The organism is Sphingomonas jaspsi DSM 18422 (genome assembly GCF_000585415.1).
GTDB classification, from domain to species: domain Bacteria; phylum Pseudomonadota; class Alphaproteobacteria; order Sphingomonadales; family Sphingomonadaceae; genus Sphingomicrobium; species Sphingomicrobium jaspsi.
This window is the reverse complement of sequence record NZ_KK073876.1, coordinates 1,684,175-1,703,959: the sequence shown is the minus strand read 5'-3', so window position 1 is coordinate 1,703,959 and position 19,785 is coordinate 1,684,175. Positions and strand designations below refer to the sequence as shown.

The window sequence follows — 19,785 nt, the reverse complement described above, 5'->3', positions numbered from 1 at the left end:
CCCGAACCGCAGATATGCGAAGGGGCGGATGCGCTCTTACGGCGCACCCGCCCCTCTGCCAACCGCCTTTGATGGCGGCAAGACTCTTTAAGCGACCGGTTCGTCCTTCTTGACGCCGGCGGCCGCCGCGACTTCCGCCGCGAAGTCCGATTCTTCCTTCTCGATGCCTTCGCCGAGCTGGAAGCGAACATAGTCCTTGAGCACGATCGGGCTGCCGGCTTCCTTTCCGGCCTGCGCGACGACGTCGGCGACCGGGGTCTTGCCGTCCATCACGAACAGCTGCGAGAGCAGCGCGTTTTCCTTGGCGAACTTAGCCATGGTGCCGTCGACCATCTTTTCGACGATGTTGGCCGGCTTGCCGCTTTCGTTCGCCTTTTCGATGGCGATCGCGCGTTCGCGGGCAAGCATGTCGGCGTCGAGGCCGTCGGCATCAAGCGCCAGCGGGTTGGCGGCGGCGATGTGCATCGCCAGCTGCTTGCCGAGGCCGGCGAGCGTGTCGGTGTTGGCAGCGCTTTCCAGCGCAACCAGCACGCCGATCTTGCCCATGTTGGGAGCGACGGCATTGTGGACGTAGCTGACGACGACGCCTTCAGCGACTTCCAGCACCCTGGTGCGGCGCAGCGACTGGTTTTCGCCGATGGTGGCAATGTTGGCAGTCAGCTGTTCCTCGACGGTGCCGGCGCCCGGATACTGGGCGGCCTTCAGCGCATCGATGTCGCCGTTGGCATTCAGCGCCAGCGCCGAAACGGCCTTCACAAAGTCCTGGAACTGTTCGTTCTTGGCGACAAAGTCGGTTTCCGAATTGACTTCGACGGCAGCACCCTTGGTGCCTTCGACGGCAACGCCGACCAAGCCTTCAGCCGCGGTACGGCCGGCCTTCTTGGCGGCAGCCGCCAAGCCCTTGGCGCGCAGCCAGTCGATCGACGCTTCCATGTCGCCATTGTTTTCGGCCAGCGCCTTCTTGCAGTCCATCATGCCGGCGCCGGTGCGCTCGCGCAGTTCCTTCACCGAAGCAGCGGTGATCTCAGCCATTGTCATATCCTCCAGATGGGAATGTGGGGCGCGTCGCCGGAAAGCCAAGGCCCCCCGCGACACGCCCCGAAACGTGTGTAAGCGGGAAGCTTAGGCTTCCAGCGCGGCTTCCGCCGGCGGCTCAGCCATCGCGCCGATGTCCTCGCCCTTCGACGCGCGATTGCCGGTCTTGCCGCTGATGGCGGCGTTGGCGATCGCGTCGCAGTAGAGGCGGATGGCGCGGCTGGCGTCGTCGTTGCCCGGAACCGGGAAGGCGATACCGTTCGGATCCGAGTTCGAATCGAGGATCGCGACGACCGGAATGCCAAGCACATTGGCTTCCTTGATCGCCAGCTCTTCCTTGTTGGTGTCGACGACGAACATGACGTCCGGCAGGCCGCCCATGTCGCGAATTCCGCCGAGCGAGAGCTCGAGCTTGTCGCGCTCGCGGGTGTACTGAAGGACTTCCTTCTTGGTCAGGCCCTGGGTGTCGCCGGCGAGCTGCTCTTCAAGGCTCTTGAGGCGCTTGATCGAGTTCGACACGGTCTTCCAGTTGGTGAGCATGCCGCCCAGCCAGCGGTGGTTGACGAAGTGCTGGCCCGACGCGCGGGCGGCTTCGGCAATCGCATCCTGCGCCTGGCGCTTCGTGCCGACGAACAGGACCTTGCCGCCGCGGGCGGTGGTCTGCTGAACGAAGTCGAGCGCACGCGCGAACAGCGGAACGCTCTGCGACAGGTCGATGATGTGGACACCGTTGCGGTCGCCGAAGATGTACGGCTTCATGCGCGGGTTCCAACGGTGGGTCTGGTGGCCGAAGTGCGCTCCGGCTTCGAGCAATTGCTGCATGGTGACGACATTGGTCGCCATGGTAGTTCTCCTAACGCGGTTGGTCCTCGACACCCCCAAGTAACCGGCAACGCCGGCACCGCTATGGAAGGGATGCCTGTGGAATGCGGGCGCACCTAGACGAAGTTGCCCGACCTTTCAAGCACTTCCGGCCCGCCTCAATCGAATTGGAACATTTGCGGAACATTTTCGCTTGACGCAGGCGGAACATTAGAAGAACATCGAGCAAATCGAAGCGATTGGGCGCCGAAATGGAACAAAGCCGTTCCCGGGCTGTTCAGCGCAAAACGGAAGGAAATGAGACGATGATCGCCACCGCCGTGACCCTCGCCTTTCTCGGTCTGACCATTTCGGCGATTGTTTCGCTCGTCCGACGCGATGCCGACAAGATCGCCGCCGCGCTCGCCGGCAACAGCTGGCTTGCCCAGCCCCGCCAGACTTTTCGCCCGGTGACAGTGCGCTACGCGCCCCGTCCGGTTACGGTAGCGACTGCCCGCCGACCGTCTGCGATGCGCGCCGCCGCTTAACCTTGGCATAGGCGGCCATGCTCATCGGCACGCTCGCCAGGTAGGTCAGGCAGATCAGCAGCAAGGTGATCCAAGGCTCGTTGATCAGTGCAGCGCCCAGCAGCGCGACACCGGCCAGTGCAAAGATACGCCAGCTGCGGCGAATCCGGATCGACGACCAACTGTAAGTGGGAAGGCTGCTGATCATCAGCGCTGCTACGAACAGCGTCCACGGCATCACCAGGGTCCATGAGCGAAACAACGCATTATCGCTGATTAGCCAGAGGAGGATCGGCACGAAGGCAAGGCCGGCGCCCGCAGGGGCCGGAACGCCGGTATTGAAACCCGCGGATTTGTGCGGCTGCTCGTCGGCATCGATGCGGGCGTTGTAGCGGGCGAGCCTCAAGGCACAGCACACCGCCAGCGCGAGCGAAACCGTCCAACCGAATTTCGGCGCTTCGCGGAGTGACCAGAAGAAGATGATCAGCGCCGGCGCGGTGCCGAAGGCGATATTGTCGCTAAGGCTGTCGAGTTCCGCGCCGAACTTGCTTTGCGCACGAAGCATCCGCGCGATGCGCCCGTCGAGACCGTCGAGCACCCCCGCGATGATGATCGACGCCAGCGCCTTTTCCCAGTCGCCGGCAAAGCCGAACCGGATTCCCGTCAAGCCGAAACAGAGCGCGAGCGCCGTAACCGCGTTGGGCAGGAACGCCCGGAACGACAGGCCCCGATCGATGGCTGGCGGCATTACTGGCTGAGACCCAAGCGGCGCGGATCGACGCCAAGCTCTCCAAGGACGGTTTCGCCGGCAATCGTCCGCTGGCCGAGCAGGACCTGCGAGCCGGTTCCGGCCGGAAGATAGACGTCGACGCGGCTGCCGAAGCGGATGAGACCGATGCGCTCACCGGCAGCGACGCGATCGCCTTCCTTGACGAACGACATGATGCGGCGCGCAACCAGTCCGGCGATCTGGGTGAAGCCGATGCGCACCCCGTCCTCGCACTCGACCAGGAAATGCTGGCGCTCATTGTCCTCGCTGGCCTTGTCGAGGTCGGCATTCAGGAACTTCCCCGGCACATAGGCGACGCGGCGAATGGTGCCTTCGATCGGCGAGCGATTGATGTGCACGTCGAATACGCTCATGAAAATCGACACGCGGGTGAATTCGCCCGTCAGGCCGCCCTCGCCCGCCAGTTCGAGCGGTGCCTTGACCGTCTGGATCAGCGTGACCAGGCCGTCGGCGGGGGCGACGATCAGCTTGGGATCCTGCGGCGTCGTCCGGATGGGGTCGCGGAAAAAGGCGGCGACCCAGATGGTCAGGCCGACGAACAGCCATCCGATGATGTCGGGCATCGTGTAGAAAGCGACCATCGTCAGGAAGGCCGCGATCAGGGTGAACTTTCGACCTTCGGGATGTACCGATGGAAAGCGCCATTTGACGGTGGTCAGGTGATTGCTGGGCGTATCGAGCTGAGACATGGGCATGTCCCTTACGGGCGATAGAGCGTCGGCACAATCGCCACGGTTGCGTCATGCCGCTCCTCACCTTAATGCGCGGCGCAACCGAAAGACCCCAAAGCAGGAAAATCATGGCCAAGATCAAGGTGAAGAACCCGGTCGTCGAGCTCGACGGCGACGAAATGACCCGCATCATCTGGGAATGGATTCGCGAACGGCTGATCCTGCCTTACCTCGATATCGACCTGAAATATTATGACCTCGGCATCGAAAAGCGCGACGAGACCGACGACCAGATCACCATCGATGCCGCCAATGCGATCAAGCAGTATGGCGTCGGCGTGAAATGCGCGACCATCACCCCGGACGAGGCCCGCGTCGAGGAATTCAACCTCAAGAAGATGTGGAAGTCGCCCAACGGGACCATCCGCAACATCTTGGGCGGCGTCGTTTTCCGCGAACCGATCGTCATCGACAACATCCCGCGCCTGATTCCGGGTTGGACCGACCCCATCGTGGTTGGCCGTCATGCCTTCGGTGATCAGTATAAGGCGACCGATTTCAAAGTGCCCGGACCGGGCAAGCTGACCATGAAGTTCGTCGGCCAAGACGGCCAGGAAATCGAACATGAAGTGTTTGAGTTTCCGTCGGCCGGCGTCGCGATGGGCATGTACAACCTCGACGAATCGATCCGCGACTTCGCCCGCGCCTGCATGAACTACGGCCTACAGCGCGGCTGGCCGGTATACCTGTCGACCAAGAACACCATCCTCAAGGCCTATGACGGCCGCTTCAAGGACATCTTCCAGGAAATCTACGACGCTGAATTCAAGGCGGCGTTCGAAAAGGCCGGGATCGAATATCAGCACCGCCTGATCGACGACATGGTCGCGTCGGCGCTGAAGTGGAGCGGCAAGTTCATCTGGGCCTGCAAGAATTATGACGGCGACGTCCAGTCGGACCAGGTCGCGCAGGGCTTCGGCTCGCTGGGCCTGATGACGTCGGTCCTGATGACCCCTGACGGCAAGACGGTCGAAGCCGAAGCGGCGCACGGCACCGTTACCCGCCACTATCGCCAGCATCAGCAGGGCAAGGCGACCTCGACCAACCCGATCGCGTCGATCTTTGCCTGGACCGGCGGCCTCAAGTTCCGTGGCAAGCTGGACGAGACGCCCGACGTCGTCCGCTTTGCCGAGACGCTGGAAGCGGTGTGCGTGCGCACCGTCGAAGAAGGCAAGATGACCAAGGATCTCGCGATTCTGGTCGGACCGGACCAGCCGTGGATGACGACCGAGCAATTCTTCGAGGCGATCCGCGAAAACCTCGAAAACGAAATGAAGAACTGGGCTTAAATAATTGAGGGAAAGGCGTTCGGCGAGAGAACTTCCTCGCGCCGGACGCCTAGCCCAACGATCCTGCCCGGGATCCGCCTGAGGAGCGGAATACGGTCGAGCAACTTGACCGGCCAAGGCGCGCGAACCGCGCCGCCACCCAACACTCGACCGATGATATTGTCCTGCGCCGCGACCTGACCGGCCTGGATCAGGCGCGTCGGGAATAGCCGGCGTTTGCGAACGCGATCGAGCAACGGATCGACCGCTTTGCCGGCCCTGATCGGGCCCGCAAGCAGATTTGCCGCCGCGACCGCGTCCTGAATCGCGAGGTTGATTCCGATCCCGCCGATCGGGCTCATCGCATGCGCCGCATCGCCGATCGCCAGCAGGCCCGGCCTCGACCATGATTTTAGGCGGTCGACGGCGACACTGAGCAACTTGACGTCGTCATCGGATTGGAGCGCACCGCCAAGGTCGGCGTCCGGAAAGGCGTCGCGCACCTCAGATCGGAGCCAGTCCAGACCCCGCGCCCGCACCTCCGCTTCCGATCCCTTCGCGATCAGGAAGGCGACCTGCCAATAGTCGTCGCGATCGATGAGCACGACCATCCGCCCGGGCTGCACCGAACCCCGCAACGCGTCTCTGCCGTCGTCATTCTTGGGAAGCCGGAACCAAAGCACGTCCATCGGCGCACCGAGCGTTTCGACCGGTAGTAGGCCCAGCGTTCTGACCAGCGACGCACGCCCATCGCACGCGACGACCAACTTGCCTGCTACCTCTTCCCGACCGGATGCGTAGCGAATCCCGGTTATACGCTCGCCACCCCGGATAAAGCCCGCCACCCCCTCTTCCATCGCCAGTTCGAACGTGGGGTACTTCGCCGCTTCGCTCCGTAAGAAGTCGAGGAAATCCCATTGCGGCATCATCGCGATAAACGGCGCCGGCGTATCGAGATGCGAGAGATCCCCGATCGTCCAGTCGCGCTCTTCGATCCTGATGCGCGCCTTGTCGATTCGATTATGCTGACGGCCGAGGAAACGATCGAGCAAGCCCAGCTGGTCGAGAATCTCCATGGTCGACGGGTGAACGGTGTCCCCGCGGAAATCGCGGAAGAAGTCCGCGTGCTTCTCAACGACTTTGGTAGGAATCCCGGCGCGGGCGAACAGCAGGCCGGCCATCATGCCGGCAGGTCCGCCTCCAACGATTAGAACGTCAGCCACACCGCTTCATACGCTGACGCCATGACGCTGCGTCAAGCCTTGTGAAGCGCCGCGGGCTTGTGCGCGGCACGCTTTCCGCTTTTGTCGCTCTCGACGATATACTGCGGATCGCCCTTGGTCGCGGCAACCTTGTGCCCCTTGATGTGGGTGGTCGAGGTGACTTTCCGGACAACCTTGCCGACCGAATGCCCGCCGCTGCTGTCCCACGCGACCTTGTCGCCCTTCTTCAACGTTTTCGTCATCGATCTTCCTCTCGCCGTGAAAACGCCGAAAAATGCCTACGGTGCCGTGACTTCGACCGGATCATTTGCTTTGAAGGGGCATGGCGGGCGATTTCCACATCACTCCGGCGTTGTCGGACGCGCTGACCATCCTCGGCGCAGCGGGCATCGTCATCCCCGCTTTCGCGCGGCTGCGCATCAATCCGGTGATCGGCTTCATCCTCGTCGGGATCGTCGCCGGACCTTTCGGCCTCGGCGCACTGACCGGACGCTATCCCTGGCTTGAAGCCGTCAGCATTACCGACCCCACGGGGATCGAACCCTTCGCCGAATTCGGCATCGTCCTTTTGCTGTTCACGATCGGCCTTGAACTGAGCTTTCGCCGGCTGGTGGCAATGCGGAAGATGGTGTTCGGCATCGGCGCTGCAGAGATGATCGGCGCCGCGACACTGATCGGCGGTTTTCTTCTCGCCATCCAGTGGCCGACGCAAAGCGCGCTGTGGCTAAGCCTGGCACTGGCCATGTCATCGACGGCACTGGTACTGCCGATATCTGGGACGCAGAGTCCCGTGGGCCGCGCAGCCCTGTCGATGCTGCTGTTCGAGGATCTCGCACTGGTGCCGATGCTGTTCCTGATCGGCGCCACCGCAGGCGCGGCCACCAGCGAGGTGGGTGAAAGTTTAAGTCGGATCGCGCTTTACGGATCACTCGCCGTCGTCGGGATTCTCGTCATCGGCCGCTTTATCCTGCCGACGCTGTTTGCGCAGGCCGCGCGGTCGAAAAAGCCCGAGCTCTTCCTCGCCATTTCCCTCTTGGTGGTGATCCTCGCAGCGACCGTCACTGCTTCGGTCGGCCTGTCGCCCATCCTCGGTGCGCTGATTGCCGGCCTCGTCATCGCCGAAACCGACTATCGAAACGAGGTCGAACTGGTGGTCGAGCCCTTCAAGGGACTGGCGCTGGGCATCTTCCTGATCACCGTGGGCATGCGGATCGACATCGGTGCCCTCGTCGACGACTGGCTCGCCCTGATCGGCGCGCTGGCCGGCGTCCTGGTGGTGAAGTCGATCGTCACCGCGGCGCTGCTGCGTTTGGCAGGCGCACGACCCGGGGTAGCGGCGGAGACCGGCGTCCTGATGTCCAGCCCGTCCGAAACCACCCTGATCGTACTTGGTGCCGCGGGGGCGGCCAGCATCCTGCGGCAGGACACCGTGGCCTTCTGGTCGGCGGCCACGGCCATCGGCCTCACGTTGACCCCAGTGCTCGCGGGCCTAGGCCGATTGGCCGGCCGCGGGGTCGACCGGCGCCATCTCGAAACGATGGAAGCGGAAGCCGTGCCCGACCGCACAATCATCTTCGGCTTCGGCCGCGTCGGCCGTGTCGTCGCCGACATGCTGCAGGAGCATGGGCGGCCATACCTTGCGATCGACAGTGACATCGATGGCTTCACCGATGCTCGCAGTCGTGGCTATTCGGTCATGTTCGGGGACGTGTCGCGACGCGAACTGCTCGATCGCCTCGATCTCGGCAAGGCCAAGGCCGTAGTGCTGACCATGGACGATCCGGTGCTAACCGCACGGCTGGCGCGGCGCCTGCGCGAAACTCATCCGGCTTTGCCGATCATCGCCCGCGCCCGCGATACTCACCATGCAGCAAGGCTTTACAAGGCCGGCGTGACCGATGCCGTGCCGGAAGCGATGGAAGCGTCGCTGCAGCTGTCGGAAGCGGTGCTCGTCGACATTGGCGTGGCGATGGGACCCGTCATCGCTTCGATCCATGAGAAGCGCAGCGAATTGCGCGCGGAGATCATGAAGGATGGCGATCTCGACGTCGAACCCAGCTTGGGCCGGCGCCGGCTGAGGGACGTGCGCTCCGGCTAGTGACTGCCGCGTATGAAGCGGAGCGTGCCGAGCCGCAGGGTGCGGCCATCTTCGCGGTCGTTCGGGTGATTCTGACCGTCGAGAACGGGGACTTCGGCAAAGTCGAAAGGTGACAGTCCGTCGAGGCAGGCGACGTTCACGCCCAGCTCGTCCGGGTTGGATCGGCGTTGGTGGTGGGTGTAAATTCCGCAATTCCGGCAAAAATGATGCTGGGCGATGCCGGTGTTGAAACTGTAGGTCGCGAGCGCGTCGGCGCCGTCGATGATCTCAAGGCCATCGATCCGCGCCGATACCGCGACCGCACCGCGCATGGCGCAATAGCTGCAGGTGCAGCGACGGGCCGAGGCCAGGCCATGATGCAGCCTGACCTTGAATTTCACCGAGCCGCAGTGGCAGGCGCCGTGGAGCGTGACCGGCTCTACGGCGCCCTGATGCATCAGGCGACGACCTTCGCCAGCGTTTCCTTGACGGCGGCGAGGGCCGAGTCCGCCTTGTCGCCATCGGGCCCGCCGCCCTGCGCCATGTCAGGCCGGCCACCGCCGCCCTGCCCGCCCAGCGCCGCGACCGCCGCTTTGACGAGCTCGACCGCGCTGACCTGGCCGACGAGGTCGTCGGTGACTCCAGCAGCGACGCTGGCTCGGCCTTCGTTGACCGCGATGAGGACCGCAACGCCGCTACCGACGCGTTGCTTCATGGTGTCGACTTCGCTGCGTAAGCCTTTGGGATCGAGGCCTTCCACGACTTGGCCGAGGAAGGCGACGCCAGCGACTTGCTCGGGGCCGGCGGCCTCGGACTTGCCCCCGCCGCCCATGGCGAGCGCCTTCTTGGCGTCCGCCAGTTCGCGTTCCAGCTTGCGGGCGTTTTCGACCAACGTGGCAATGCGGGCGGGCACTTCGTCCGGCGACGCCTTGAGGCTGGCCGCCGCTTCTTTCAGGCGCTGGTCGCGCCCGTTGAGCCAGGCGAGCGCGCCTTCGCCGGTCAGCGCCTCGATACGCCGCACGCCAGAGCTTACCGCGCTTTCGCCGATGATCTTGAACAGGGCGATATCGCCGGTGGCGTTCACATGGGTGCCGCCGCACAGTTCGACCGAATAGCGGCTGGCCTCGCCCTCGCGGCCCATGCTGAGCACGCGCACCTCGTCGCCATATTTCTCGCCGAATAGCGCGAGCGCGCCGGCGGCGACTGCATCGTCCGGGGTCATCAGCCGGGTCGAGACCGGCTCGTTGGCGCGGATTTCGGCGTTCACCTGCGCTTCGATCGCGACAATTTCGTCGGGGCTCAGCGCCATCGGGTGCGAGAAATCGAAGCGCAGGCGGTCGGGCGCGACAAGGCTGCCCTTCTGCGTGACATGGCCGCCCAGAATGTTGCGAAGCGCAGCGTGAAGCAGATGGGTCGCGCTGTGGTTGGCGCGGGTCGCGCTGCGTCGGGCGACATCGACGGATTGGGCGAGCGTTTCGCCTACGTTGACGCTGCCCTTGACGATGCGGGTGCGGAGCGCATGAAGCTTGCCGAGGGGTTTCGACGTATCCTCAACATGGCCTTCGAAGCCCTTGAGCGAAGACAGTTTTCCGGCATCGCCGACCTGTCCGCCACTTTCACCGTAGAACGGCGTCTGGTTGAGCACGAGCGTGACGGTTTCGCCTTCAACCGCGCTGTCTACGCGGGCGCCATCCCTGACGATCGCCTGCACGACGCCTTCGCCGTCATGGCCCGAATAGCCGGTGAATTCGGTCGATCCGACTTCCTCGGCCAAGTCGAACCACAGCTCGTCGCTCGCTTTCTCACCCGAACCCTTCCACGCGGCGCGCGCGGCGGCCTTCTGTTCGGCCATCGCCGCGTCGAAGCCTTCGCGGTCGACGCCAAGGCCGCGCGCGCGCAGCGCGTCTTCGGTGAGGTCGTACGGGAATCCATAAGTGTCGTAGAGCTTGAACGCGGTCGCGCCGGGCAGCGTGCCGCCCTCGCCCATCGTCGCGGTCGCTTCGTCGAGCAGCTTGAGGCCGTTGGCCAGCGTCTGGCGGAAGCGGGTTTCCTCTTGCAGCAGCGTCGCCTCGATCAGCGGCTGGGCGCGGACCAGTTCGGGATAGGCCTGGCCCATCTCGCGGACCAGCTGCGGCACCAGGCGGTGCATCAGCGGATCCTTGGCGCCCAGAAGGTGGGCGTGGCGCATCGCGCGGCGCATGATACGGCGCAGCACATAACCGCGCCCTTCATTGGCCGGCAGCACGCCGTCGGCGACAAGGAAACCCGACGCGCGCAAGTGATCGGCGATCACGCGGTGGCTCGCCATCTGATCACCCAGCGCCTTGGTGTGCGTGAATTCCTCCGACGCGGCGATCAGCGCCTTGAAGGTGTCGGTATCGTAATTGTCGTGGACGCCCTGCATGACGGCGGCGATGCGCTCCAGGCCCATTCCGGTGTCGATGCTCTTTTTCGGCAGCTCGCTGACGATTTCGTCATTGGCCTGCTCGAACTGCATGAAGACGAGGTTCCAGATCTCCACGAAGCGATCGCCATCCTCGTCCGGGCTGCCCGGCGGGCCGCCGTAGATATGGTCGCCATGATCGTAGAAGATTTCCGAACAGGGGCCGCACGGGCCATCGCTGCCCATCGCCCAGAAATTATCCTTGGTCGGGATGCGAATGATCTTGTGGTCGGCGAAGCCCGTCAGCTTCTTCCAGATACCGAACGCTTCGTCGTCGGTGTGATAGACGGTGACAGTCAGCCGGTCCGGCGACAGGCCCCACTCCTTGGTCAGCAGGGTCCAGGCATGGGTAATCGCCTGTTCCTTGAAATAGTCGCCGAAGCTGAAATTCCCGAGCATTTCGAAGAAAGTGTGGTGGCGCGCGGTGTAGCCGACATTGTCGAGGTCATTGTGCTTGCCGCCCGCCCGCACGCATTTCTGGCTGCTGGTCGCGGTGGAATAGGGCCGGCTTTCCAGGCCGGTGAAGACATTCTTGAACGGCACCATGCCGGCGTTGACGAACATCAGCGTCGGGTCGTTGTGGGGCACAAGCGGGGCCGATGCGACGCGCGCATGGCCATTCTGTTCGAAATAATCGAGGAATCCGCGGCGAATGTCGTTGGTCGAGGTCATGAAGGTGCAGATATGAGACTTGCTGCAATGCGGCAAGCGGGGAGAGTTCAACGAAAAATGAAGCGGCCGTAAAAAATTTTGATCCGGCACGGAACCTATGCCCGCATCGTCCGTTTTGGTTGCGTGATTCAAATCTTCGGAAGCGAACCATGGAGCCCCGGGAACTTCGGTTTCCGGGGCTTACTTTTTGCACCGCGCCCGCTTAGCGTCCGCTCATGGCCAAGCGCAGTACTCTCCCAAAATATCGCCGACCGTCGCAGAAAAAGGGCGGAATCCTCGGCTTCCTGCTGCGACTGATCATTTGGTTGTTCGTCCTGTCGATCGGCTATGTCGTCGTCCTGCGGTTTGTGCCGCCACCAATCACCGCGACGATGGTCGGCGACCTGATCGCCGGCCGCGGAGTCGACAAGGACTGGATGGGCCTCAATGAAATGGACCGCGACATGGTCCGCGCTGCGATTGCCGCTGAAGACACCAAATTCTGCCAGCATAGTGGTTTCGACTGGGACGCGATCCAGGATGCTGCCAAGCGCAACGCCTCGGGCGGCCGTATCCGCGGCGGATCCACCATCAGCCAGCAAACCGCGAAGAACGTCTTCCTCTGGCAAGGCGGCGGCTATGCCCGCAAAGGCATGGAGGCCTATTTTACCTTCCTCATCGAGCATATCTGGGGGAAGCGGCGGATCATGGAGGTCTACCTCAACGTGGCCGAAACCGGGATCGGCACCTATGGCGCCAACGCCGGGTCGCTGCGTTATTTCGACCATGACGCCAGCGCGATGAGCGCGACCGAGGCCGCGCGCATTGCCGCGGTGCTCCCGCTGCCCAAGAAGCGCGGCGCAGTAGCGCCCAAGGGGTTCACCCGTCGCTACGGCAACAGCATCGCTGCGCGGATCGGTATCGTCGGCCGCGACGGTCTCGACTCCTGCGTCTACAAGGGTAACGCAGCGCCACCGCAGAAGACGCCGCCGAAAACCGGCCGGCCGGTCGTCGAGCCTGGCGCGGACTATGAAACCGCTACGCCGCCACCGCCCGAACCCAGCGTCGACGAGACGCCGGTTAGCGCACCGCCGGCTCCTGCGGACAACGGCAGCGGGGATGTGACGCAATCGCCGACGGACATCGAACAGCCGTCAGGTACGCCCGAACCACCGCCGACACCGGCCGAACCGGCGAACGGGCTGTAGCTAGCCGACCAGCGCCAGTTTTGGCGGGGCGCTAAGATCTACCTGCTCCTCCCCCAGGATGCGGCCAAGCCGCATCGCCAGATCGGCGTCGAGCGAAAATGCCTGTCCCAACAGGACCGTCGCGGTCCGGCCTCCGCCGACCGGCAACGTTGCGCGCACGATCCCGTTGCCCCCGCGCGCTGCCTGGAGTTCGCGCGCCACTGTCTTTACCAGCGACCCGTCGGCGATCGTCAAATGCATCTGCAGCCGGGTACGCTTGGCGAGCTGGTCGAGCGGCTGGAACTTCTTGACCGTTACGCGTGGCTGGTCCTCACCGGGGCGGCGGTCGAGCTCAACGGTCATCAGGCCGCAGGTGCCGCCCTTGGCGGCCGCTTCAAGGTCGGCACAAGGCTCGTCGTCGAACGCCGTCGCCTCATACTGGCCGCTGGGGTCGGAGATCGTCGCCATCATGTAGCGCCGCCCCTTGGCCGAGGTGCGCCAACGCGCGCCTTCGACCAGGCCAGCCATCATGGTCTGGCTCCGCCCCTCGACGAAACCAGTCATCTCCGACAATTGCGCGTAGGTGCGCACCTTGTGCGCTGCAAGCAGGTGCTTCTGCGCGTCGACGGGATGGGCGGAGAAGTAGAAGCCGAAACTGTCGCGCTCCGCCGCCATCCGCTCCGCCAGCGACCATTGGACATTGGTTGGAAGGCGGATGGCCGCGACATCGACCGCGGCCGGCCCGCCGAACAGGCCGTGCTGGCCGCTGGTGCGCTGCTCATGAGCGGACGAAGCGTGCGCGAGAATGGTCTCAGCCGCAGTGTAGACGCTGGCGCGGTCGGCGTTGAGCTTATCGAAGGCGCCTGCGGCGGCGAGGCTTTCCAACTGGCGACGGTTAAGCAGCTTGGGATCGATCCGCGCGGCGAAGTCGTCGAGATTCTTGAAAGGGCCATTCGCCTGTCGTTCCTCGACCAGTGACTCCATCGCCTTTTCGCCGACGCCCTTCAGCGCGCCCAGCGCATATCGCACCGCATCGCCCTCGACACTGAAGGCCGCTTCGGACGCATTGACGTCGGCGGGCAGGCACTCGATCCCGCTGCGGCGCATGTCCTCGACGAACAGGGCCAGCTTGTCCGTCTGGTGAATATCGTAGCTCATCGACGCGGCGAAGAATTCGGCCGGATGATGTGCCTTCAGCCAGGCGGTATGGTAGGCGACCAAGGCGTAGGCCGCGGCGTGCGACTTGTTGAAGCCATAGCCCGCGAACTTGTCGATCAAGTCGAACAGTTCGTTGGCCTTGGTCGCACTGATGTCGTTCTTCGCCGCGCCCTCGACGAAGCGCTGGCGCTGCGCGTCCATTTCGCTCTGGATCTTCTTGCCCATCGCGCGGCGCAGCAGGTCGGCGTCGCCGAGGCTGTAGCCGGCAAGCACCTGCGCGGCCTGCATCACCTGTTCCTGGTAGACGAAGATGCCATAGGTTTCGGCGAGCACATCCTTGAGCATCGGATGCGGGAATTCAATGGCTTGCCGCCCGTTCTTGCGATCGCCGAACAAGGGAATATTGTCCATAGGGCCGGGGCGGTAGAGCGAAACAAGCGCGATGATGTCCCCGAAATTGGTCGGTCGGACCGCGGCCAGCGTTCGCCGCATGCCTTCCGATTCCAGCTGGAACACGCCGACCGTGTCGCCCTTTTGAAGCAGGTCGAACACCGCCGGATCGTCCCAGGCGAGCGTTGAATAGTCGACGTCGATGCCCTTGAGCTTGAGCAGGCGCTGACCTTCCTTGAGCACCGACAGGGTCTTGAGGCCGAGGAAGTCGAACTTCACCAGCCCCGCTCCTTCGACATATTTCATGTCGAACTGCGTCACCGGCATGTCCGAGCGCGGATCGCGATAGAGCGGGACGAGCTGGTCGAGCGGACGGTCGCCGATCACGACGCCGGCGGCATGGGTCGAGCTGTGGCGCGGCAGGCCTTCGAGCCGCGTGGCGAGATCGAACAGGCGCTGGACGTCTTTGTCGGCCTTGACCTCCTTTTCGAGCTCCATAACGCCGTTGAGGGCGCGCCTGAGATCCCACGGGTCGGTCGGATGGCTGGGGATGAGCTTGGCGAGCCGGTCGACCTGGCCATAGCTCATCTGTAGCACGCGGCCGGTGTCCTTCAGCACCGCGCGCGCCTTCAGGCGCCCGAAGGTGATGATCTGCGCCACCTTGTCGCGGCCGTATTTCTGCTGGACGTAGCTGATGACCTTGTCGCGGTGGGTTTCGCAGAAATCGATGTCGAAGTCGGGCATCGACACGCGTTCCGGGTTGAGGAAACGTTCGAACAGTAGCTTCAATTCGATCGGGTCGAGGTCGGTGATGGTCAGCGCCCATGCGACCGCGCTGCCCGCACCCGAACCGCGGCCCGGGCCGACCGGGATGTCGTTGGCCTTGGCCCACTGGATGAAGTCGGCGACGATCAGGAAGTAGCCCGAAAATCCCATGCGGGTGATGACGTCGATCTCGAAATCGAGCCGTTCACGGTAGCGCGCCTTGTCCTCCTCGCTCTTGCCGTCGATGCGCCGTTCCAGCCCCGCATGCGCTTCCCGGCGGAGCGTTTCGTCTTCGTCGTCGCTAAGGCGCGGCAGGATCGGTCGGCGCTTGGGCGCAGTGACGGCACAGCGCTGGGCGATGACAGCGGTGTTAGCGATCGCTTCAGGCAGGTCGTCGAACAATGACGTCATGACGTCGGCCGGTTTCAGCCATGCCTCAGGCGAGCTGGTCGGGCGGTCGCCGTTTTCCACATAAGTCGAATTGGCGATGCAGAGCATGGCGTCGTGCGCGGCGTGGAAATCCGGCTCCGCATATTGGGCAGGGTTAGTCGCGACCAGCGGCAAGTCGAGCGCATAGGCCAGGTCGATCAGCGCGCCTTCAGCGGACTCCTCGATCGGGTTGTTGCGCCGGCTGATCTCCACGTACAGGCGGTCGGGGAACAATGCCTTCAGCCGCCCCGCATAGGACCCGGCCTTGTCGGCCTGCCCGTCAGCAAAAAGCCGTGCGATCGCCCCTTCCCCTCCACCGGTCAGACAAATCAGGCCGTCCGTAAGACCGTCCAGTCCTTCGAAAGACACGTGCGGGTCTTCGGTGATCGGCCGGTCGATGTGCGACACGCTGACCAGCTTGCACAAATTATCGTAGCCGGTCTGATCCTGCGCGAGCAGAACCAGCCAGTCGATCGCACCCGCCGGACCGATGTCTCCCGGACGGGCAACGGCCAGAAGCGCGCCGACGATCGGCTGAACACCTTCGGCAAGGCAGGCATCGCCGAACGCCATGGCAGCGTATAGCCCATTGCGATCGTTTAGCGCGATGGCGGGAAAGCCGAGCTTCTTCGCCTGCTTGGCGATGGCCTTTGGCTCGATCGCGCCTTCCAGCATCGTGAAGGACGAGAAAACGCGGAGCGGGACGTAGGGGAGCGCGGACATCGTCTCCCACTATGGGCATGGCGGGCGTGAGTCGCCACCCCGCCGGCCACACTTATCCCCAGCAAATTGGGCTTAGCCCAACACCCCGTTGTGAAGCCGTACGACCCTGTCCATCTTCGCCGCAAGACGTTCGTTGTGGGTCGCGACCAGCGCAGCACTTCCTTCGCCCCGAACGAGGTTGAGGAATTCGCCAAGGACGCGATCGCTGGTGCGTTCGTCGAGGTTGCCGGTAGGCTCATCCGCCAGCACGAGCGGCGGACGGTTGGCCAAGGCACGCGCGACGGCAACGCGCTGCTGCTCGCCGCCCGACAATTTGGACGGCCGATGGTCGAGCCGTTCGCCCAGCCCCAACTGGGTCAGAAGCTGGGTTGCGCGTTCGCGTGCCGCATCGGGCGCGGTGCCGTGAATGACCTGGGGCAGGACGACATTTTCCACCGCGTCGAAATCGGGCAGCAGGTGGTGGAATTGATAGACGAAGCCGAGCGCATCGCGGCGAAGCGCGGTTCGCCCGTCGTCGTCCAGTTGCGCCGCTTCCTGGCCGATGATCCGGATCGAGCCTGAAAAACCGCCCTCGAGCAATCCGACCGCCTGGAGCAGCGTCGACTTCCCCGATCCCGAAGGGCCGAGCAGCGCAACGATCTCGCCCGGCGCGACCGACAGGTTGACCCCGCGCAGCACATCGATGGTGACCCCGCCCTGGGTGAAGCTGCGCCGAAGGTCGCTCGTCTGGAGAACCTGCTCACTCATAACGCAGCACCTGCACGGGATCGGTAGCGGCCGCGCGGCGGGCCGGGAACAGGGTCGCAAGGTAGGTCAGGACGAGCGTGACCGCGATGATCGCAATCACCTCCACCGGATCGGTCCGCGACGGCAGTTCTGATAGAAAACGCACCGACGGATCCCAAAGGTTCTGGCCACTCACCAGCTGGATGAGGTCGACGATACCCTGGCGGAAGAAGAGGAACAGGGCGCCGAGGATCGCGCCAGCGGCGATGCCGATGAAGCCGATCGTGAGGCCAACGGTCATGAAAACCTTGGTCATCGCCTTCCGGCTGGCGCCCATGGTCCGCAGGATGGCGATGTCCCGGGTCTTGGATCGCACCATCATGATCAGCGAGGACGCAATGTTGAAGGCGGCAACGAGGATGATGATGCACAACACCACGAACATGGCGATGCGTTCGACCTGCAAGGCTTCGAACAGCGCGCTGTTCATCTGGCGCCAGTCGGCGATCACGCCCTTGCCCTGTACCAGCGGCTGAAGGGGTGCGACGATACTGGCGACCTTGTCAGGGTTGTTGGTCTGGATTTCGACCATGCCGACCTGGTCGCCCAGCATCAGAAGCGTCTGCGCATCCTGCATCGGCATGATCACGAACGCCTTGTCATAGTCGTAGATGCCGGTCTCAAACACCGCGCCGACGCGATAGGTCACCATGCGGGGCACCGTTCCGACCGGAGTCGACCGGCCTTCCGGACTGATCAGCGTAATCTCGCTTCCCGGAAATGCGCCGATGTTCTGGGCAAGACCGGAGCCGATCGCGACCGTGCCATTGTCGGGCGCCAGTGACTTCAGATCGCCGGACAGGACGTTCCCCGAGAGCACTGGGTTCAAACGAATATCTTCGATCCGGCTACCCCGAACCAAGACCCCTTCGACGCGGCCGTTGGCGGACGCCATCAGTGGCTGTTCGATCAGCGGGGTGGCGGATACCACGCCGGGCGTCTTGCGCGCCGCGTCGGCGATCTGCTGCCAATCCGACAGGCGTCCGTCATAGCCCTGAATGATGGCGTGACCGTTCAACCCGCTGATCTTGTCGAACAGTTCGGCCCGAAAGCCGTTCATCACGCTCATGACGATGATGAGGGCAGCAACGCCGAGCGCAACGGCGCCGACCGAGAAACCGACGACGACAAAAATGAAGCCCTCGCCCTTGCCCGGAAGCAAGTAGCGTTTGGCGATCATTTTTTCATAAGCGTTGAGGATCATGCGGTGAGGCGCTCAATGGCTGCGTCGATCGAAAGTTCCTCTTTTTCGCCGGTGCGACGGTTCTTTAGCTCGACCAAGCCGCTCGCCAGCCCGCGCGGGCCGATGATCACCTGCCAGGGCAGGCCCATCAGGTCCATGCCGCCCAGCTTGACCCCGCCCCGCTCGTCGCGGTCGTCGTAAAGCACCTCGACATTGGCGGCGGTCAGGCGCGCATAGATATCCTCGGCGGCCGCGATGGAGGCTTCGTCATCGCCGCGCATGGTTACGAGGCCGACTTTCCACGGTGCCACCGCTTCGGGCCAGACGATGCCCTTGTCGTCGTGGCTGGCCTCGATGATGGCGCCGACGAGGCGCGAAACGCCGATGCCGTAGCTGCCCATTTCGGGCGTCACCATCGACCCGTCCTGGCCGGAAACCTTCAGCCCCATGGCGGCGGAATATTTGGTACCGAAATAAAAGATGTGGCCGACCTCGATCCCGCGACCGGTGCGCTGGCGGTCGGCCGGCACTTCGGCCCAGCGGCCTTCATCATGCGTCTCGTCGGTCGCCGAATAGGTGCCGCTCACTTTGTCGAAGAGGCCCTTGAGACCATCCGCGTCGTCATAGCGCAGTTCGGCCTGGCCCCAGTCGAATTCCTCGAAGGCCGCGTCGTAAAACACCTCACTTTCGCCCGTGGGTGCCAAGACGATGAATTCATGGCTGAGGTCGCCGCCGATCGGCCCCGACGCCGCCTTCATCGGGACCGCCTTGATGCCCATCCGCTGGAAGGTGCGCAGGTAAGCGAGCAGCTGGGTGTAATAGCTGTTGCGGGCGCCGGCCTCGTCAAGGTCGAACGAGTAGGCATCCTTCATCAAGAACTCGCGGCCGCGCATCACGCCGAAGCGCGGGCGGACCTCGTCACGGAACTTCCACTGGATGTGGTAAAGCGTGCGCGGGAGGTCGCGATAGCTCTTCACGTCGTCGCGGAAGATCGCGGTGATCATTTCCTCGTTGGTCGGACCATAGAGCATTTCGCGCTCATGCCGGTCCTTGATCCGCAGCATTTCGGGACCGTATGCGTCATAGCGGCCCGATTGGCGCCACAGGTCGGCCGACTGCAGCGTCGGCATCAGCAGCTCGATTGCGCCGGCCCTGTCCTGCTCCTCGCGAACGATCTGCGCGATCTTCTGGAGGACGCGCCAGCCCGTCGGCAGCCAGGCGTAGATCCCGGCGGCGGTCTGGCGGACCAGCCCCGCCTGCAGCATCAGCTTGTGGCTGACGATCTGCGCATCGGACGGGCTTTCCTTTAGAACGGGGAGAAACGAGCGGGAAAGGCGCAAGGGAGATACTTTCGCAAACGAGGAGAATTGGCTGCAAGCCGTCTAAAGGGCGCCATGCTGCAACGCAACGCCCCGCGCACCATGTTGCACGCCGGACACAGCCGTCACCATAATGTTTCAATGCTGCTGTTTGAGGCGTGACATCAGGCACTTGGCGGGATTAAGCCTCAGCCATCGGATCAAGCTGGCGATGGCCGGAGGGTCCAGGGAGGATGCTGCTACCTGTCAGGGGGTGGTGGCCGTCTATTCCAAGGGGGCTGACGAGCAATCGTCACGCA

At 63.7% G+C, this 19,785-nt stretch carries 15 protein-coding genes and 1 pseudogene; 4 read left to right on the top strand and 12 right to left on the bottom strand.

Annotated features, from left to right (window positions below):
• Nucleotides 1–87: 87 nt before the first annotated feature.
• On the bottom strand, nucleotides 88–1,032 hold the full coding sequence (tsf, locus tag G570_RS08780; RefSeq protein ID WP_037501329.1) for a translation elongation factor Ts: 945 nt from the start codon (nucleotides 1,030–1,032) through the stop codon (nucleotides 88–90).
• Nucleotides 1,033–1,122: 90 nt separating this feature from the next.
• Nucleotides 1,123–1,878 carry a 30S ribosomal protein S2 gene (gene rpsB / locus G570_RS08775; protein WP_037501326.1) on the bottom strand — a complete coding sequence of 252 codons (756 nt, stop codon included), beginning with the start codon at nucleotides 1,876–1,878 and terminating at the stop codon, nucleotides 1,123–1,125.
• A gap of 284 nt (nucleotides 1,879–2,162) precedes the next feature.
• On the opposite strand from rpsB, the gene G570_RS08770 reads away from it, so the two are divergent.
• Nucleotides 2,163–2,384 carry a hypothetical protein gene (locus tag G570_RS08770; RefSeq protein ID WP_156930407.1) on the top strand — a complete coding sequence of 74 codons (222 nt, stop codon included), beginning with the start codon at nucleotides 2,163–2,165 and terminating at the stop codon, nucleotides 2,382–2,384.
• On the opposite strand, the gene G570_RS08765 is transcribed toward G570_RS08770, so the two are convergent.
• Nucleotides 2,335–3,111, bottom strand: coding sequence for a CDP-alcohol phosphatidyltransferase family protein (locus tag G570_RS08765; protein ID WP_037501320.1), 777 nt, complete (start codon nucleotides 3,109–3,111; stop codon nucleotides 2,335–2,337). The genes G570_RS08770 and G570_RS08765 overlap by 50 nt on opposite strands.
• Nucleotides 3,111–3,842, bottom strand: coding sequence for a phosphatidylserine decarboxylase (locus tag G570_RS08760; RefSeq protein ID WP_051504558.1), 732 nt, complete (start codon nucleotides 3,840–3,842; stop codon nucleotides 3,111–3,113). The genes G570_RS08765 and G570_RS08760 overlap by 1 nt, the downstream gene beginning before the upstream one ends.
• 110 nt (nucleotides 3,843–3,952) lie before the next feature.
• Between G570_RS08760 and G570_RS08755 the strand changes: the two genes are divergently transcribed.
• Entirely contained in the window at nucleotides 3,953–5,173 is a 1,221-nt protein-coding gene (locus G570_RS08755) for an NADP-dependent isocitrate dehydrogenase (protein WP_037501317.1), read from the top strand.
• Here the strand turns inward: G570_RS08755 and G570_RS08750 are convergent.
• Together G570_RS08750 and G570_RS08745 are read right to left on the bottom strand one after the other, a co-directional pair.
• The gene (locus G570_RS08750; RefSeq protein WP_037501312.1) at nucleotides 5,170–6,375 is read right to left on the bottom strand and encodes an FAD-dependent oxidoreductase; all 1,206 of its coding nucleotides are present in this window, start codon (nucleotides 6,373–6,375) and stop codon (nucleotides 5,170–5,172) included. The two genes, G570_RS08755 and G570_RS08750, sit on opposite strands and share 4 nt — an antisense overlap.
• A 32-nt stretch (nucleotides 6,376–6,407) precedes the next feature.
• The gene (locus G570_RS08745) at nucleotides 6,408–6,617 is read right to left on the bottom strand and encodes a hypervirulence associated TUDOR domain-containing protein (protein ID WP_037501309.1); all 210 of its coding nucleotides are present in this window, start codon (nucleotides 6,615–6,617) and stop codon (nucleotides 6,408–6,410) included.
• A gap of 80 nt (nucleotides 6,618–6,697) precedes the next feature.
• On the opposite strand from G570_RS08745, the gene G570_RS08740 reads away from it, so the two are divergent.
• Nucleotides 6,698–8,473: a cation:proton antiporter domain-containing protein gene (locus tag G570_RS08740; protein ID WP_037501305.1), complete on the top strand. Its 1,776-nt coding sequence runs from the start codon at nucleotides 6,698–6,700 to the stop codon at nucleotides 8,471–8,473.
• Here the strand turns inward: G570_RS08740 and G570_RS08735 are convergent.
• Both G570_RS08735 and alaS read right to left on the bottom strand, forming a co-directional pair.
• Nucleotides 8,470–8,910 (bottom strand): GFA family protein, encoded by a 441-nt coding sequence (locus tag G570_RS08735; protein ID WP_037501302.1) that lies wholly within the window; start codon nucleotides 8,908–8,910, stop codon nucleotides 8,470–8,472. The genes G570_RS08740 and G570_RS08735 overlap by 4 nt on opposite strands.
• On the bottom strand, nucleotides 8,910–11,567 hold the full coding sequence (gene alaS / locus G570_RS08730) for an alanine--tRNA ligase (RefSeq protein ID WP_037501299.1): 2,658 nt from the start codon (nucleotides 11,565–11,567) through the stop codon (nucleotides 8,910–8,912). Before alaS ends, G570_RS08735 begins: the two co-directional genes overlap by 1 nt.
• A gap of 215 nt (nucleotides 11,568–11,782) precedes the next feature.
• Between alaS and mtgA the strand changes: the two are divergent.
• Nucleotides 11,783–12,499: pseudogene (mtgA, locus tag G570_RS08725) on the top strand (monofunctional biosynthetic peptidoglycan transglycosylase); the annotation flags it as partial.
• A gap of 255 nt (nucleotides 12,500–12,754) precedes the next feature.
• Here the strand turns inward: mtgA and dnaE are convergent.
• The 4 genes from dnaE to proS form a co-directional block, all read right to left on the bottom strand.
• Entirely contained in the window at nucleotides 12,755–16,198 is a 3,444-nt protein-coding gene (gene dnaE / locus G570_RS08720; RefSeq protein WP_037501296.1) for a DNA polymerase III subunit alpha, read from the bottom strand.
• Between the two features lie 72 nt (nucleotides 16,199–16,270).
• Nucleotides 16,271–16,945, bottom strand: a complete 675-nt coding sequence (locus G570_RS08715; protein ID WP_037501293.1) for an ABC transporter ATP-binding protein — start codon at nucleotides 16,943–16,945, stop codon at nucleotides 16,271–16,273.
• On the bottom strand, nucleotides 16,938–18,188 hold the full coding sequence (locus tag G570_RS08710) for a lipoprotein-releasing ABC transporter permease subunit (protein ID WP_037501290.1): 1,251 nt from the start codon (nucleotides 18,186–18,188) through the stop codon (nucleotides 16,938–16,940). Before G570_RS08710 ends, G570_RS08715 begins: the two co-directional genes overlap by 8 nt.
• Nucleotides 18,185–19,507, bottom strand: a complete 1,323-nt coding sequence (proS, locus tag G570_RS08705) for a proline--tRNA ligase (protein WP_037501287.1) — start codon at nucleotides 19,505–19,507, stop codon at nucleotides 18,185–18,187. Before proS ends, G570_RS08710 begins: the two co-directional genes overlap by 4 nt.
• Nucleotides 19,508–19,785: the final 278 nt, after the last annotated feature.

Coding starts and splice junctions, on each gene's coding strand:
- tsf (WP_037501329.1), bottom strand. CDS start 1,032: ATGGCTGAGATCACCGCTGCTTCGGTGAAGGAACTGCGCGAGCGCACC.
- rpsB (WP_037501326.1), bottom strand. CDS start 1,878: ATGGCGACCAATGTCGTCACCATGCAGCAATTGCTCGAAGCCGGAGCG.
- G570_RS08770 (WP_156930407.1), top strand. CDS start 2,163: ATGATCGCCACCGCCGTGACCCTCGCCTTTCTCGGTCTGACCATTTCG.
- G570_RS08765 (WP_037501320.1), bottom strand. CDS start 3,111: ATGCCGCCAGCCATCGATCGGGGCCTGTCGTTCCGGGCGTTCCTGCCC.
- G570_RS08760 (WP_051504558.1), bottom strand. CDS start 3,842: ATGTCTCAGCTCGATACGCCCAGCAATCACCTGACCACCGTCAAATGG.
- G570_RS08755 (WP_037501317.1), top strand. CDS start 3,953: ATGGCCAAGATCAAGGTGAAGAACCCGGTCGTCGAGCTCGACGGCGAC.
- G570_RS08745 (WP_037501309.1), bottom strand. CDS start 6,617: ATGACGAAAACGTTGAAGAAGGGCGACAAGGTCGCGTGGGACAGCAGC.
- G570_RS08740 (WP_037501305.1), top strand. CDS start 6,698: ATGGCGGGCGATTTCCACATCACTCCGGCGTTGTCGGACGCGCTGACC.
- G570_RS08735 (WP_037501302.1), bottom strand. CDS start 8,910: ATGCATCAGGGCGCCGTAGAGCCGGTCACGCTCCACGGCGCCTGCCAC.
- alaS (WP_037501299.1), bottom strand. CDS start 11,567: ATGACCTCGACCAACGACATTCGCCGCGGATTCCTCGATTATTTCGAA.
- dnaE (WP_037501296.1), bottom strand. CDS start 16,198: ATGTCCGCGCTCCCCTACGTCCCGCTCCGCGTTTTCTCGTCCTTCACG.
- G570_RS08715 (WP_037501293.1), bottom strand. CDS start 16,945: ATGAGTGAGCAGGTTCTCCAGACGAGCGACCTTCGGCGCAGCTTCACC.
- G570_RS08710 (WP_037501290.1), bottom strand. CDS start 18,188: ATGATCCTCAACGCTTATGAAAAAATGATCGCCAAACGCTACTTGCTT.